The organism is Micromonospora kangleipakensis, from assembly GCF_004217615.1.
GTDB lineage: Bacteria > Actinomycetota > Actinomycetes > Mycobacteriales > Micromonosporaceae > Micromonospora > Micromonospora kangleipakensis.
In genome coordinates this window covers 6,111,846-6,125,543 of sequence record NZ_SHLD01000001.1, presented here as the reverse complement: position 1 = coordinate 6,125,543, position 13,698 = coordinate 6,111,846, and the positions used below count along the sequence as shown (strand labels likewise).

At 75.0% G+C, this 13,698-nt stretch carries 15 protein-coding genes; 10 read left to right on the top strand and 5 right to left on the bottom strand.

Translation table 11 applies throughout. From position 1 onward, the window contains the following. Positions 1-66: 66 nt before the first annotated feature. Genes EV384_RS29165 through EV384_RS29155 form a run of 3 tightly spaced genes read right to left on the bottom strand, consistent with a single transcriptional unit; the run spans position 67 to position 2,158 of the window. Positions 67-663, bottom strand: a complete 597-nt coding sequence (locus EV384_RS29165) for a TetR/AcrR family transcriptional regulator (RefSeq protein ID WP_130338329.1) — start codon at positions 661-663, stop codon at positions 67-69. Further along, positions 663-1,418, bottom strand: a complete 756-nt coding sequence (locus EV384_RS29160) for an ABC transporter permease (RefSeq protein WP_130338327.1) — start codon at positions 1,416-1,418, stop codon at positions 663-665. The genes EV384_RS29165 and EV384_RS29160 overlap by 1 nt, the downstream gene beginning before the upstream one ends. Further along, positions 1,415-2,158 (bottom strand): ABC transporter ATP-binding protein, encoded by a 744-nt coding sequence (locus EV384_RS29155; RefSeq protein WP_130338325.1) that lies wholly within the window; start codon positions 2,156-2,158, stop codon positions 1,415-1,417. The genes EV384_RS29160 and EV384_RS29155 overlap by 4 nt, the downstream gene beginning before the upstream one ends. 106 nt (positions 2,159-2,264) lie before the next feature. Here EV384_RS29155 and EV384_RS29150 point away from each other — a divergent pair, with 106 nt between their 5' ends. The 5 genes from EV384_RS29150 (at position 2,265) to EV384_RS29130 (ending at position 6,342) form a co-directional block, all read left to right on the top strand. Beyond that, entirely contained in the window at positions 2,265-2,654 is a 390-nt protein-coding gene (locus EV384_RS29150) for a MerR family transcriptional regulator (RefSeq protein ID WP_130338323.1), read from the top strand. Beyond that, the gene (locus tag EV384_RS29145) at positions 2,651-3,655 is read left to right on the top strand and encodes an aldo/keto reductase (RefSeq protein ID WP_130338321.1); all 1,005 of its coding nucleotides are present in this window, start codon (positions 2,651-2,653) and stop codon (positions 3,653-3,655) included. Before EV384_RS29150 ends, EV384_RS29145 begins: the two co-directional genes overlap by 4 nt. A 97-nt stretch (positions 3,656-3,752) precedes the next feature. After that, positions 3,753-4,187, top strand: coding sequence for a phosphoribosyl-AMP cyclohydrolase (gene hisI / locus EV384_RS29140; protein WP_130338319.1), 435 nt, complete (start codon positions 3,753-3,755; stop codon positions 4,185-4,187). Further along, positions 4,184-5,737: an anthranilate synthase component I gene (locus EV384_RS29135; RefSeq protein ID WP_130338317.1), complete on the top strand. Its 1,554-nt coding sequence runs from the start codon at positions 4,184-4,186 to the stop codon at positions 5,735-5,737. Before hisI ends, EV384_RS29135 begins: the two co-directional genes overlap by 4 nt. Beyond that, complete coding sequence (locus tag EV384_RS29130; protein WP_130338315.1) at positions 5,734-6,342, top strand: Trp biosynthesis-associated membrane protein; 609 nt, start codon at positions 5,734-5,736, stop codon at positions 6,340-6,342. The genes EV384_RS29135 and EV384_RS29130 overlap by 4 nt, the downstream gene beginning before the upstream one ends. On the opposite strand, the gene EV384_RS29125 is transcribed toward EV384_RS29130, so the two are convergent. Continuing rightward, positions 6,335-6,610 carry a hypothetical protein gene (locus tag EV384_RS29125; RefSeq protein ID WP_130338313.1) on the bottom strand — a complete coding sequence of 92 codons (276 nt, stop codon included), beginning with the start codon at positions 6,608-6,610 and terminating at the stop codon, positions 6,335-6,337. The two genes, EV384_RS29130 and EV384_RS29125, sit on opposite strands and share 8 nt — an antisense overlap. Positions 6,611-7,098: 488 nt before the next feature. Here EV384_RS29125 and trpC point away from each other — a divergent pair, with 488 nt between their 5' ends. From trpC to trpA, 3 genes are read left to right on the top strand one after another with little or no spacing between them, the layout of a single operon-like run. Then, a complete protein-coding gene (gene trpC, locus EV384_RS29120) occupies positions 7,099-7,902 on the top strand; it encodes an indole-3-glycerol phosphate synthase TrpC (protein WP_194801305.1) in 804 nt (267 codons plus the stop codon). 38 nt (positions 7,903-7,940) lie between these two features. Next, on the top strand, positions 7,941-9,185 hold the full coding sequence (gene trpB / locus EV384_RS29115; RefSeq protein WP_130338309.1) for a tryptophan synthase subunit beta: 1,245 nt from the start codon (positions 7,941-7,943) through the stop codon (positions 9,183-9,185). After that, positions 9,182-9,985, top strand: a complete 804-nt coding sequence (gene trpA, locus EV384_RS29110) for a tryptophan synthase subunit alpha (RefSeq protein ID WP_130338307.1) — start codon at positions 9,182-9,184, stop codon at positions 9,983-9,985. Before trpB ends, trpA begins: the two co-directional genes overlap by 4 nt. Before the next feature lie 584 nt (positions 9,986-10,569). On the opposite strand, the gene EV384_RS29105 is transcribed toward trpA, so the two are convergent. Beyond that, positions 10,570-11,154 carry an NUDIX hydrolase gene (locus EV384_RS29105; RefSeq protein ID WP_130338305.1) on the bottom strand — a complete coding sequence of 195 codons (585 nt, stop codon included), beginning with the start codon at positions 11,152-11,154 and terminating at the stop codon, positions 10,570-10,572. 103 nt (positions 11,155-11,257) lie between these two features. Between EV384_RS29105 and lgt the strand changes: the two genes are divergently transcribed. Both lgt and EV384_RS29095 read left to right on the top strand, forming a co-directional pair. Continuing rightward, on the top strand, positions 11,258-12,472 hold the full coding sequence (gene lgt / locus EV384_RS29100) for a prolipoprotein diacylglyceryl transferase (RefSeq protein ID WP_423202925.1): 1,215 nt from the start codon (positions 11,258-11,260) through the stop codon (positions 12,470-12,472). Between the two features lie 11 nt (positions 12,473-12,483). Next, positions 12,484-13,671: an FAD-dependent oxidoreductase gene (locus tag EV384_RS29095; RefSeq protein ID WP_130338303.1), complete on the top strand. Its 1,188-nt coding sequence runs from the start codon at positions 12,484-12,486 to the stop codon at positions 13,669-13,671. Positions 13,672-13,698 lie beyond the last annotated feature (27 nt).

Genomic DNA, 13,698 nt, shown 5'->3' with positions numbered 1-13,698 from the left:
GTCACCGTGGGTGACGTCAGCCATCAGCCGCCAGCCGCGAGCCATCAGCCGCCAGCCGTCAGCCGGTCAGGCGGAGACGTCGCCGGTGAGGTAGCGCTGCACGGTCGGGCCGATCGCGGCGGCCAGGGTCTCCGGGTCGGCGGAGGCGACCGGCTCCAGTCGGACGACGTACCGGGTCATCGCCAGGCCGAGCATCTGGGTGGCCACCAGCGAGCCGCGCAGCGGCAGCTCGGCCGGGTCGATGTCGAGGTGGTCCAGCACCCGGCGGAGCACCTGGGTGACCAGGAACTCGCGCATCAGCCGGGCGGTCCACTCGTTGTTGACCGCCGAGCGGAGCAGGGCGACCGCCGGGGTGCCGGCGGGGGAGTCCCAGACGTCGAGGAAGGTCCGGACCAGCCGTTCCCCGACCCCCTCCCGACCTCCGGCCAGCACGCCGGGCAGCAGCTGCGCCGGATCGATCGGCACCTCCATGGTGGCCCGGAACAGCTCCTCCTTGGTGCCGAAGTAGTGGTGCACCAGGGCGGGGTCGACCCCCGCGGCGGTGGCGATGCCACGGATCGAGGCGGCGTCGAAGCCGCGCTCCGCGAACGCCGTCCGGGCCGCCGCGAGGATCGCCTGCCGGGTGTTCGGGTTGCCGGGCCGGCGGCCGGTCCGCCGGGCCATCATCCGCTGCGCCGCCGCAGGGTGGCCGCGGCGAGCACCAGCGCCAGGACCGCCGCGCCGGCCACCACCGCCAGGTCCCGCCACATGGTGGCGGTCGGGTCGACGTGCCGGCCGACCTCCTGCAAGGCCTCGACCGAGTACGACAGGGGGAGCACGTCGCTGACCGCCTGGAGCCAGCCGGCCATCTCGCCGCGGGGCACGAACAGCCCGCAGAGCAGCAGCTGCGGCACCGCCACGACCGGCAGGAACTGCACCGCCTGGAACTCGGTGCGGGCGAAGGCGCTGCAGAACAGTCCCAGGGCCACCGCCAGCACGGCGTTGACGACCGAGATCAGCACCACCAGCCCGATGCTGCCGGCGGTGTCCAGGTCGAACACCCAGTACGCGACCGACGAGGCGATGGTCGCCTGGACCGCGCCGGCGAGCCCGAACGCGATGCCGTAGCCGAAGAGCAGGTCGAGCTTGCCCAGCGGGGTGGTGAGCAGCCGCTCCAGGGTGCCGGTGGTGCGCTCCCGCAACATGGCGATGCTGGTCACCAGGAACATGATGATGAACGGGAAGAAGCCCAGCATGATCAGCGCCACCCGGTCGAAGACCGCGGGCTGCCCCGGCGGGGTCGGCTGGTCGACGTACATGAAGTAGACCAGGGTGAGCAGCACGGTCGGCAGCACCACCAGCAGGGCGACGGTGCGCCGGTCGTGCCTGAGCTGGCGCAGGATGCGGCCGGTCGTCGCGGCCAGGATTCGGGGACTCACGATGCCTCCCGTCCGGCGTGCCGCTGGCCCGCCTCGCTCGCCCTGATCAGTCGCAGGAAAGCCTCTTCCAGGTCGTTGACGCCGGTGGCGGCGCGGACCGCGTCCGGGGTGTCGTCGGCGATCAGCCGGCCCTCCCGGATGAGCAGCAGCCGGTCGCAGCGGGCCGCCTCGTCCATCACGTGGCTCGACACCAGCAGCGTCGTCCCGGCCGCGGCCATTTCGTGGAACCGGGCCCACAGGTCGGCCCGGAGCACCGGGTCCTGGCCGACGGTCGGCTCGTCGAGGACGACCAGCTCGGGATCGCCGACCAGGGCGCAGGCCAGCGAGGCCCGGCTGCGCTGACCGCCGGAGAGGGTGCCGACGAGTTGCCCGGCGGCGTCGGCCAGCCCGACGTCGGCGACCGCCCGGTCGGCCTCGGCGTGGCCGCGGCCGTGCAGGGCGGCGAAGTAGCGGGCGTTCTCCCGCACGGTCAGGTCGGCGTAGATGCTGGACGCCTGGGTCAGGTAGCCGACCCGGCGGCGCAGCTCCGGCGCACCTGCCGGCCGGCCGAGCACGGTGACCGTGCCCGACCTGACGGTCTGCACCCCGACCAGTGCCCGCATCAGCGTGGTCTTGCCGCTGCCGCTCGGCCCGAGCAGCCCGGTGACCGCGCCGCGGGGCACCGCGCAGCTGATGCCCTGGAGCACCCGCCTGCGTCCCCGGTCGACGACCAGGTCACGGACCACCACCGCGTCCTCCATCGCCCGCCTCCAAAACTCATCATCCGTTGAACTCAACGGTAGATGAATTGTCCCCCCGCGCGCAACGGTTGACTTCGAGTGCGCTCCAACTGGGAGCCTGGGGGGCGTGGACATCAGCACGCGGGAAATGAGCCTCACCGTCGGTGAGGCGGCGGAACGGGTCGGCCTGACCACCTACACGCTGCGCTGGTACGAGCAGGAGGGGCTGGTCGCCCCGGTCGGCCGGGACTCCGCCGGCCGGCGGCGCTACACCGAGGGCGACGTCAACTGGTTGCTCCTGCTCACCCGGCTGCGCCGGACCGGGATGCCGGTCCGGGACATGCGCCGGTACGCCGAGCTGGCCCGCCAGGGCGATCGGACGCTCGGCGCCCGGCGGGCGCTCTTCGAGGCGCACCGGGCCCGGGTGCTGGCCCGGATGGCCGAACTGGAGGAGGACCTGAAGGTGCTCGACTACAAGATCGACGCGTACCGCAGGGCGGAGGAGGAGAGCGCATGATCCGGCGACGAGTGGGTGCCACGGGGCCTGAGGTCTCGGCGATCGGCCTGGGCTGCATGGGGATGAGCTTCGCGTACGGCCCGGGGGACGACGCCGAGTCGACGCGGACCCTGCACCGCGCCCTCGACCTCGGCGTCAACCACCTGGACACCGCCGACATGTACGGCTTCGGCGCGAACGAGCGGCTGCTCGCCCCGGTGGTGCGGTCCCGCCGGGACGAGGTCTTCCTGGCCACCAAGTTCGGCAACCGCACCACCGGCGACAGCTTCGGCGGCACCGGCACCCCGGGCGCCTTCGTGGACAGCAGCGCCGCCTGGACCCGGGAGGCCTGCGATGCGTCGCTGAGCCGGCTCGGGGTGGAGAGCATCGACCTGTACTACCTGCACCGGCGCAACCCGGAAACCCCGATCGAGGAGACCGTCGGGGCGATGGCCGACCTCGTGGCGGCCGGCAAGGTCCGGCTGATCGGGCTCTCCGAGGTCAGCCCGGCGACCCTGCGGGCCGCGCACGCGGTGCACCCGATCTCCGCGGTGCAGATGGAGTACTCGCTGTTCAGCCGGGACGTCGAGGGCGAGATGCTGGCGACCTGCCGGGAGCTGGGCGTGTCGCTGGTGGCGTACTCGCCGGTGGGGCGGGGGCTGCTCACCGGGGCGATCACCGGTCGCGACCAGCTGGCCGAGGACGACTGGCGGAGGAACGTGCCGCGGTTCGCCGACGGCAACCTCGACGCCAACCTGCGCCTGGTCGAGGCGGTCCGGGCGGTGGCTGGAGAGATCGGCTGCACGCCGGCCCAGGCGGCGCTCGCCTGGCTGCTGGCCCAGGGCGAGGACATCCTGCCGATCCCGGGCACCAAGCGGGTTCGCTACCTGGAGGAGAACGCGGCGGCGGCCGACATCAAGCTCGCTCCGGAGCAGCAGGCCCGGCTCCGCGACGCGGTGCCGGCCGGGGCGGTGGTCGGGGAAAGGTACACCGCGGCAGGAATGCGAACCGTCGGGCACTAGCCCTGCCACCGGACACCAGCCAGCCGTCGCGCCCGCCGCGCCCGACGGTCGGGACGCGGCGCCGGTCCCGGCACCGCGTGCGGGACAATGGGTCACTGTGCCCGCCACTGACGCGCCGCTGACCGGCGCCCACGCCACGTCCGGCGAACCCGCGGCCCCCGGCCCGGTCCGCTCGTCCCGGCTCGACCCGGCCATCGCCGCCCGGTTGCGCCGCACCCCCGACGGCCTGGTGGCCGCGGTGGTGCGCCAACACGACACGGGCGAGGTGCTGATGGTCGCCTGGATGAACGACGAGGCGCTGCACCGCACCCTCACCACCGGCCGGGCCACCTACTGGTCGCGCAGCCGGCAGGAGTACTGGGTCAAGGGCGCCACCTCCGGCCACCACCAGCACGTCCGCTCGGTCGCGCTGGACTGCGACGGCGACGCCCTGCTGGTGAGCGTCGACCAGGTCGGCGCGGCCTGCCACACCGGGCACCGGACCTGCTTCTTCACCGAGTTGCCGGTGACCGCCCCGGAGGCGACCTCATGACCGACGGCGCGGTCAGCCCGGACGAGGCGACCTTCACCGACCTGGCGGCCCGCTGGCGGGTCGTCCCGGTCACCCGGCGGCTGCTCGCCGACGCGGAGACCCCGGTCGGGGTCTACCGCAAGCTCGCCGGCGGCCCCGGCACCTTCCTGCTCGAGTCGGCCGAGCAGGGCGTCGGCTCGGCCGGGATGGCCTGGTCCCGGTACTCCTTCATCGGCGTCCGCAGCAGCGCCACGCTGACCGAACGGGACGGCGCCGCGGTCTGGACCGGCGAGCCCCCGGCCGGCCTGCCCGTCGACGGGGACCCGGTCCGGGTGCTGCGGGAGACCGTCGCGGCCCTCGCCGGGCCGGCCTGGGACCCGGCCAGCGGCATGCCGCCGCTGACCGGCGGCATGGTGGGCTATCTCGGGTACGACCTGGTCCGCCGCTTCGAGCGGCTGCCCGAGCTGACCGAGGACGACCTCGGCGTGCCCGAGCTGGGCATGATGCTCGCCACCGACCTGGTGGTGCTCGACCACTACGACGGCTCGGCGATCCTGGTCGCCAACGCGATCCTGCCGCCGGCGGACGCGCCGGACCGGGCGCCGCTGGTCGCGGCGGCGTACCACCACGCGGTGGGGCGGCTCGACGCGATGACCACCGCGCTGTCCCGACCGATTCCGCCCATGATCTCGACGGTCGACCGGCCGCCCGCGGGCGAGGTGGTCAGCCGCACCCCGGACGGCGGGTACCCGAAGGCGGTGGAGGCGGCGAAGGAGGCGATCCGGGCCGGCGAGTGCTTCCAGATCGTGCTCGCCCAGCGCTTCGAGCGGGAGACCCACGCCGACCCGCTGGACGTCTACCGGGTGCTGCGCACCACCAACCCCAGCCCGTACATGTACCTGCTGCGCTTCGACGGCTTCGACATCGTCGGCTCCTCGCCCGAGGCGCACCTGAAGGTCAGCACCGGCGCGGACGGCCGGCGGCGGGCGCTGCTGCATCCGATCGCCGGTACCCGACCGCGCGGCGGCACCCCGGAGGCCGACGCCCGGCTCGCCGCCGAGCTGCTCGCCGACCCGAAGGAACGCTCCGAGCACGTGATGCTGGTCGACCTGGGCCGCAACGACCTGGGCCGGGTCTGCCGGCCCGGCACCGTCGAGGTGCCGGAGTTCGCCACCATCGAGCGGTACAGCCACGTCATGCACATCGTCTCCACCGTGGTGGGGGAGCTGCGGGAGGACCGGACGGCCTTCGACGCGCTCGCCGCGACCTTCCCGGCCGGCACCCTCTCCGGCGCGCCGAAGGTGCGGGCCATGGAGATCATCGAGGAGCTGGAGCCGGTGCGGCGGGGCCTCTACGGCGGCACGGTCGGCTACTTCGGCTTCGGCGGCGACCTGGACATGGCGATCGCCATCCGCACCGCGCTGATCCGCGACGGGCGGGCGTACGTCCAGGCCGGGGCGGGCGTGGTGGCCGATTCCGATCCCGCCGCCGAGGACCAGGAGACCCGGAACAAGGCCGCCGCGGTGCTCGCCGCGATCGCCGCCGCCGAGACCCTCCGGCCGGCCCGATGAGCGCCGCGCCCGAACCCGCCGCCAACCACCCGTCGGCCACCGCTCCGGCCGGCAGGCCGGTCGCGCGGCGGCGGCGCGAGCTGACGTACGCGGTGCTGCTCTGCCTGGCCGGCGCGGGCCTGGCCTGCTGGGCGGCGACCCGGACCTGGTCGGTCGAGCTGACCCCCCGCGGGTCGCTGCCGCCGGCCCGGCACGCCCGCACCGGCGGGGACCTGCTGCCCTGGCTCTCCGCGCTGGCGCTGGTCGCGCTGGCCGGCGGTGGCGCGGTGCTCGCCACCCGGGGCCGGGTCCGGCGCCTGCTGGGCGGGCTGCTGACCCTGCTCGGTCTGGCCGTGGCGGCCGGCGGCGGGTACGGCCTGACGGCCGCCTTCGACGGCGGGGTCAGCCGGCAGTGGCCGGCGCTCTGCCTGGTCGGCGGGTTGATCGCCGCGGCCGGCGGCCTGGTCACCGCGCTGCGCGGTGGCGACTGGCCGGCGATGGGGGCCCGCTACGAGCGGCCGGTCCGCGCGGCGGAGCAGCCGGCGACGGACGGCCCGGCGGTCGGGCGGGGCACCCGGGACGCCTGGGACGCGCTGGACCGGGGTGAGGACCCGACGGTCAGTTGACCGACTGCGGCTGGCGCACCTCGCGGCGCTCCCGCGCGGCGGCCCGGGCGGCGGCCAGCTCGGCGACCAGGCGGTCCAGCTCCCGGCGTTGCTCGGCGCGGGCCCGGTCGGCGCAGACCGCCTCCCAGGCGTTGCCGCGCGCGGTCCGCATCCGGCCGTCGCCGACCACCGCCCGTTCGAGGGTGTGCACCACGCCGACGGCGAGCGAGGCGACGGTCCGGGAGATGGTGGTCAGTCCGATGGTCGGGCTCGGCCCGTTGGTGCTCATGGTCACCCCGCACGAGATCGTTGGCGAAGGTTGGCGGACGCCTCATCGAGTCTGCCCGAGGAAGATGCTGCCCGGCTCACGTTTCGCGGCCGTGAAGGCCAGGTCAACTGTGCCTTCGAGGGGACGACCTGGACAGGGCCGTTCGTCCTTGAGCTTGGTCACAACATCGACCGGCATCGTCGTTATGCGCCCCGGGTCCGGCCATGGTGAGATGGAGCATGGGCGGCGATCTATGGGCGGTCGACGAGGGCCCGGGACGGAGGTGACGCCGGTCGATGGGCATCGTGGCGCTACGTGACACTCCGTTCACCGGAAGTCCGGCATCATGCCACAGCCCATTTCGTGAGGAGCGCCATACCCCCGGGCACTCGTGGCCAGGTGGCGCCCCCTAGCATCGGCCCATGACACCCGGAGAGGGGAGTCCGTTGGTGACTGCTGAGCATGCGCACGCGGAGGGGGACGAGGCCGGTTCGGCGGCGTCCGTAAGCGTGCTCGACGAGATCCTGGCCGGCGTCCGGGAGGACGTGGCCCGACGGCAGGAGCAGGTTCCGCTGGAGCGGATCCGGGAGCTCGCCGCGGCCGCGCCGCCGCCGCTGGACGCGTACGCGGCCCTGCGCCGGCCCGGGGTGGCCGTGATCGCCGAGGTGAAGCGCTCGTCGCCGTCCAAGGGGCGGCTGGCGGAGATCGCCGACCCGGCCGACCTGGCCGGCGACTACGCCGCCGGTGGCGCCCGGGCGATCAGCGTACTGACCGAGGGCCGCTGGTTCGGCGGGTCGCTCGACGACCTGGCCGCCGTGCGGGCCGCGGTGAACGTCCCGGTGCTCCGCAAGGACTTCGTGGTCTCCAGCTACCAGGTGCACGAGGCGCGGGCCCACGGCGCCGACCTGGTGCTGCTGATCGTCGCCGCGCTGGAGCAGAACGCCCTCGTCGGGCTGCTGGAGCGGATCGAGTCGCTCGGGATGACCGCGCTGGTCGAGGTGCACACCGAGGAGGAGGCCGACCGGGCCCTGGAGGCCGGCGCGCAGGTGATCGGGGTCAACGCCCGTGACCTGCGTACCCTGGAGGTCGACCGCTCGGTGTTCGAGCGGATCGCGCCCGGCCTGCCCAGCAGCGTCGTCAAGATCGCCGAGTCCGGCGTGCGCGGCCCGCACGACCTCATCCGGTACGCCTCGGCGGGCGCCGACGCGGTCCTGGTCGGCGAGGGCCTGGTTACCCAGAAGAGCCCCCGCGAGGCGGTCGCCGAGCTGGTCAACGCCGGCAACCACCCGGCCACGCCCCGCCCGGTGCGCTGACCCGCGCCGGGGAGAGTCCGCAGCGAGAGGACACCGCGATGAGCGTCAACGCGTCCGCCCCGGCCGGCCAGGTCCCCGACGCCGCCGGCCACTTCGGTCGGTTCGGCGGCCGGTTCGTCCCGGAGGCGCTGGTCGCGGCCCTTGACGAGCTCGACGCGGCGTACCGGAAGGCGATGACCGACGAGGCGTTCCTCGCCGAGTTCGACGCCCTGCTGCGCGACTACGCCGGCACCCCCTCGCTGCTCTACTCCGCCGAGCGGTTCTCCGCCAAGGCGGGCGCGCGGATCCTGCTCAAGCGGGAGGACCTGAACCACACCGGCGCGCACAAGGTCCGCAACGTGCTCGGTCAGGCCCTGCTCACCAGGCGGATGGGCAAGAAGCGGGTGATCGCGGAGACCGGCGCCGGCCAGCACGGCGTGGCCACCGCCACCGCCGCGGCCCTGTTCGACCTCGACTGCGTGGTCTACATGGGTGAGGTGGACACCCAGCGGCAGGCGCTCAACGTGGCCCGGATGCGGATGCTCGGCGCCACCGTCGTCCCGGTCACCACCGGCTCGCGGACCCTCAAGGACGCGATGAACGAGGCGATGCGGGACTGGGTCGCCAACGTCGACGACACCCACTACCTGATCGGCACGGCCGCCGGCCCGCACCCGTTCCCGGAGATGGTCCGGGACTTCGTCCGGGGCATCGGCGAGGAGGCCCGCCAGCAGTGCCTCGACCTGACCGGCGCGCTGCCGGACGCGGTCGCCGCCTGCGTCGGCGGTGGCTCCAACGCGCTCGGCATCTTCCACGCCTTCGTGCCCGACACCGACGTCCGGCTGTACGGCTTCGAGGCCGGCGGCGAGGGCGTCGAGACCGGCCGGCACGCGGCCAGCATCACCGGCGGCACCGCCGGCGTGCTGCACGGCACCCGGACGTACGTGCTCCAGAACGAGGACGGCCAGACCATCGAGTCGCACTCGATCTCGGCCGGGCTGGACTACCCGGGCGTCGGCCCCGAGCACGCCTGGCTGCACGACAGCGGCCGGGCCAGCTACGCGCCGGTGACCGACACCGAGGCGATGGCCGCGTTCGAGCTGCTCTGCCGCACCGAGGGGATCATCCCGGCGATCGAGAGCTCGCACGCGCTGGCCGGAGCGCTGAAGATCGCCCCGACGCTCGCCGCCGAGCTGGGCCGGGAGCCGGTCATCGTGGTCAACCTCTCCGGCCGGGGTGACAAGGACGTGCACACCGCCGGCGAGTACTTCGGCATCCTCGACCAAGGAGCAGTGAGATCGTGAGCCGGATCGGGGTGGCCTTCGACAAGGCCCGCGCCGACGGGCGGGCCGTGCTGGTCGGCTGCATGCCGGCCGGGTTCCCGACCGTCGAGGGCAGCATCGCCGCGATGACCGCGATGGTCGAGGCGGGCGTGGACGTCATCGAGGTGGAGATCCCGTACTCCGACCCGGTGATGGACGGTCCGGTGATCCAGAAGGCCAGCGACATCGCCCTGGCTGGCGGCGTGCGCACCGCGGACACGCTGCGCATCGTCGAGGCGGTCGCCGCCACCGGCGCGCCGGTGGTCACCATGACCTACTGGAACCCGATCGAGCAGTACGGCGTGGACGCCTTCGCCCGGGACCTCGCCGCCGCCGGCGGCACCGGCCTGATCACCCCGGACCTGATCCCGGACGAGGCCGACGAGTGGCTGGCCGCCTCCGACGCGCACGGCCTGGACCGGACGTTCCTGGTCTCCCCGTCCTCCACGGACGCGCGGCTGAAGATGACCGTGGAGCACTGCCGGGGCTTCGTCTACGCCACCGCGATCATGGGCGTCACCGGCGCCCGCGCGCAGACCTCCGACGCCGCGCCGATCCTGGTCTCCCGGCTGCGCGAGGTCACCGACCTGCCGGTCGGCGTGGGGCTGGGCGTGGGCACCGGCGCGCAGGCCGGCACGGTCGCCGGGTACGCCGACGGCGTCATCGTCGGCAGCGCGCTGGTCCGCTGCCTGCTCGACGCGCCGGACCAGGCCGCCGGCCTGGCCGCGCTGCGTACGCTCAGCGCCGAGCTGGCCGAGGGCGTCCGCAGCCCGCTCCGCTGAACCCTGGTCCGGCGAATCCCGGTCCGCCGACCTCGGACGGGCCGGCGCGGCGTGCCGCTCCCGCGGGCCCGGTCGGGCCCTGCTTCGTCCCGCCGCGCCCCGACGGCGGTATTCGCTGACGGACGCTACGGAGCTGATGTCGCAGATGACTCAGCCCGGCCGGCGCCGCCAGGGGTGCGCACCCTTCCGGTGGTGTCGCTCGGAACCAGCCGCGTCCGCACGGCCGGCGTTCCACGCCCCGTGCGGCCCCGCAGTCAGGTCCGCAGCGCACCCCCGCACCGCGCTGCCCGCACGGCGCAGGCCCGTGACGAGGCCGCAGCTTCCGGGGAAGAGCGGCTTTCCCGCGCCGAGCTCACTCCTTGCGAGAAACTGTGCGGATCTTGAGCTGGACGGCGAGCTGGCTGCCCGTTGAATCGTTTGCGACATCAGCTTCATAGGGGGCGCCGGGCATAGGCGACGGCGACGGCGACGACGGCGGCGACAGCGACAGCGACGACGGCGATGGCGGCGGCGACAGCGACGACGGCGGCGACAGCGACGACGGCGACGGCGGCGGCGACGGCGGCAACGCGGGCGGCGAGGGCTCAGCGTCGGGCGATCGGGGTGTCGTCCGGCTCGGGACGTTGCCCGGGCGCGACGAGGTCGCCGCCCTGGCCTCGCCCGCCGGGACCTCCGTCGCCCCCGACGGCGGACGGGGCGGCCGCCGGTCGGGCCAGCTCCCGCCCGGCGTCCCGCAGCACCCCAGACCGGCCGGCCAGCGCGTCGGCGACGGCCGCCCGGGTGATCGGGGTGACGGCGTTCGGCAGCTCGGCCGGGGCGTGCCAGCCCAGGTGGCAGCCGCCCACCGGGTCTCCCGTCGGCGTCCCGCCGGTCACCCGGGCGCGGAAGACGTGCACCAGCACGTCCGGCAGCGGCCCACACCGGCCCGCGGCGGGCGGCGGAGCGCTCGGGTCGCCGAGCCGGTAGAGGCCCACCAGGTCGACGACCCGGATCTCCCAGCCGGTCTCCGCGTGGATGTTCCGGAGCACCGCCGCCGCGGGGCTCTCGTCCCGGCGCAGCCGCCCGCCGGGTAGCCCCCAGCGTCGCTCGCCCCGGCCCTGCCGGCAGAGCAGCACCCGACCGGCGTCGTCGCTGACGACCGCCGCGACCGCCCAGGTGAGCGCGCTCATGGACAAAGAGCCTACGACCGCGCAAACCAGAAGTCAGCCGGCCGGCGAAGCCGACCGGACCGGGGTGCCGCGGAGCCGGCCCGCACCGGTAGCGTGTGCACCCGTGACCCACGCCCCGATGACCCCCCTGGCGGCCCTGCCCAGCCCCAGCACCGCCGTCTGGCAGCTCGGACCGGTTCCGATCCGGGCGTACGCCCTCTGCATCATCGTCGGCATCGTGGTGGCCTGCCTGGTCACCGAGCGTCGGCTGCGCCAGCGCGGCGTCGCACCGGGCGCGGTGCTCGACATCGCCGTCTGGGCGGTGCCCACCGGCATCATCGGCGCCCGGATCTACCACGTCATCACCTCGCCTGAGAAGTACTTCGGCGCCGACGGGCAGCCGCTCAAAGCGTTCGCCATCTGGGAGGGCGGTCTCGGCATCTGGGGCGCCGTCGCCGGTGGCGCGCTCGGCGCCTGGATCGCCGCCCGGCAGCTCGGCATCCCGTTCGCCGTGGTCGCCGACGCGCTGGCGCCGGGCCTGCCGCTGGCCCAGGCCGTGGGCCGGTTCGGCAACTGGTTCAACAACGAGCTGTACGGCGGCCGCACCTCCCTGCCCTGGGGGCTCGAGGTCCACGTGATGGACCCGGACAACCCCGGGCACGCGCTGCGTGACGACGCCGGCAACGCGGTCCTCCTGCCGGGGCTCTACCACCCGACCTTCCTCTACGAGGCGCTCTGGAACATCGGCGTCGCCGCGCTGGTCCTCGTCCTCGACCGGAAGCTGCGGCTCGGCAAGGGCCGGGCGTTCGCGCTCTACGTGATGGGCTACACCGTGGGCCGGTTCTGGATCGAGCTGATGCGCACCGACGAGGCGAACCACATCCTCGGCCTGCGGCTCAACGTCTGGACCGCGGCGCTGGTCTTCCTCGGCGCGCTGATCTACTTCCTCCGGGTCCGCGGCCCGCGGGAGTACCTCATCCCGGTCGGCACGCCGGCGACGCCGGTCCCGCCAGCGGGCGGCGACGTGTCGCAGGTCGACCTCTCCGCCCGGGAGGCCGGGCCGCGGGCGGTCGCGCCGGAGGGCTACCGGGTGGTCAGCGAGGAGCAGTTCCGCGCGTACCAGGAGACCGGCGCGGTGCCCGACGAGCCGACGGAGACCACGCCCGAGGACGGGACCGAGGGCGACGGCACGGCCGTCGCGGACCCCGACGACCGGGCCGAGTCGGACGACCGGGCCGAGCGGACTGAGCCGGACGACCGGGCCGAGTCGGACGAGCGGACCGAGCCGGACGACCGGGCCGGCGCGGCCGGCGCCCGCCCCGCCGACCGGGACAGCTGAGCGGGGCGGCGATGCGTACCGCGGTGGTGGTCGGCGCCGGGCTCGGCGGGCTGGCGGCGGCCGGCGCGCTGGCCCGGTCCGGGTGGCGGGTCAGCCTCCTCGAACGGGCCGACCGGGTCCGCCCGGAACCGACCGCCCTCGTGCTCTGGCCCAACGGGGTACGCGCGCTGCGCGCCCTGGGCCTCGGCGCGGGCCTGGACGCGATCGCCACGCCGCTGGCCGACGGCGGCGTCCGCCGTCCGGACGGGCACTGGCTGGTGCAGCCCCGCGCGACGCCGGCGGAGCGGATGCCGGTGGTGGTGCACCGGGAGGACCTGCACGACGCGCTGATCGCCGGCCTCGGTGACCGGGTCGAGCTGCGGACCGGGGTGGCCGTCCGGACGGTCCGCGCGGTCCCCGGCGAACGCCCGGCGGTCGGCGACGGCCGGCACACCGTCGAGGCGGACCTGGTGGTCGCCGCCGACGGCACCGACAGCGAGATCCGCCGCCAGCTCGCCCCGGAAGCGGGGGTGGTCAGCTCCGGCTGCGCCGCCTGGCGCGCGGTGATCCCCTGGTACCGGGCGCCGAAGCTCCCCGCCGACCAGCCCGTGGGCGGGGAGACGCTGGGCGCCGGTTATCGCTTCGTGGCCGCCTCGCTCGGTGAGCGGGGCACGGCGGGCGGCTCCAGCCGGGGCGGCATCTACTGGGTGGCCACCGCCGCGGGGGCGCCCCGCCCCGAGCCGCCGGAGACCCAGCTCGCCCTGCTCAAGCGCTGGTACGCCGGCTGGCCCGCGCCGATCGCCGAGCTGCTCGACGCGACCGACCCCGCCGACCTGGTCCAGCAGGAGATCCGCGAGCTGCGTCCGCTGCCCCGGGCGTACGGCTTCCCGGCCGGCCCGGGCGGCGTGGTGCTGCTCGGCGACGCCGCGCACGCCATGCCGCCGCACCTCGGGCAGGGCGCCTGCCTCGCCTTTGAGGACGCCGCCACGCTCGCCTCGCTGCTGCGCGAGTCGCGACTGCCGGACGCCGTGCAGGCGTACGACCGGTTGCGTCGCCCCCGCGCGGCGACCATGGTCCGGCAGACCCGCCGGATGTCCGCGGTGCTGCAGACCCGCGGCCGCCTGGCCCTGCGGGCCCGCGACGCCGCCCTCGGCACGATCAGCCCCCGGCTGCGCAGCACCGCCGCCTCCGCCGCCGCCCAGTGGCACCCGCCCGCCTGAGCCCGGACGCCTCCGCTCACCACGACG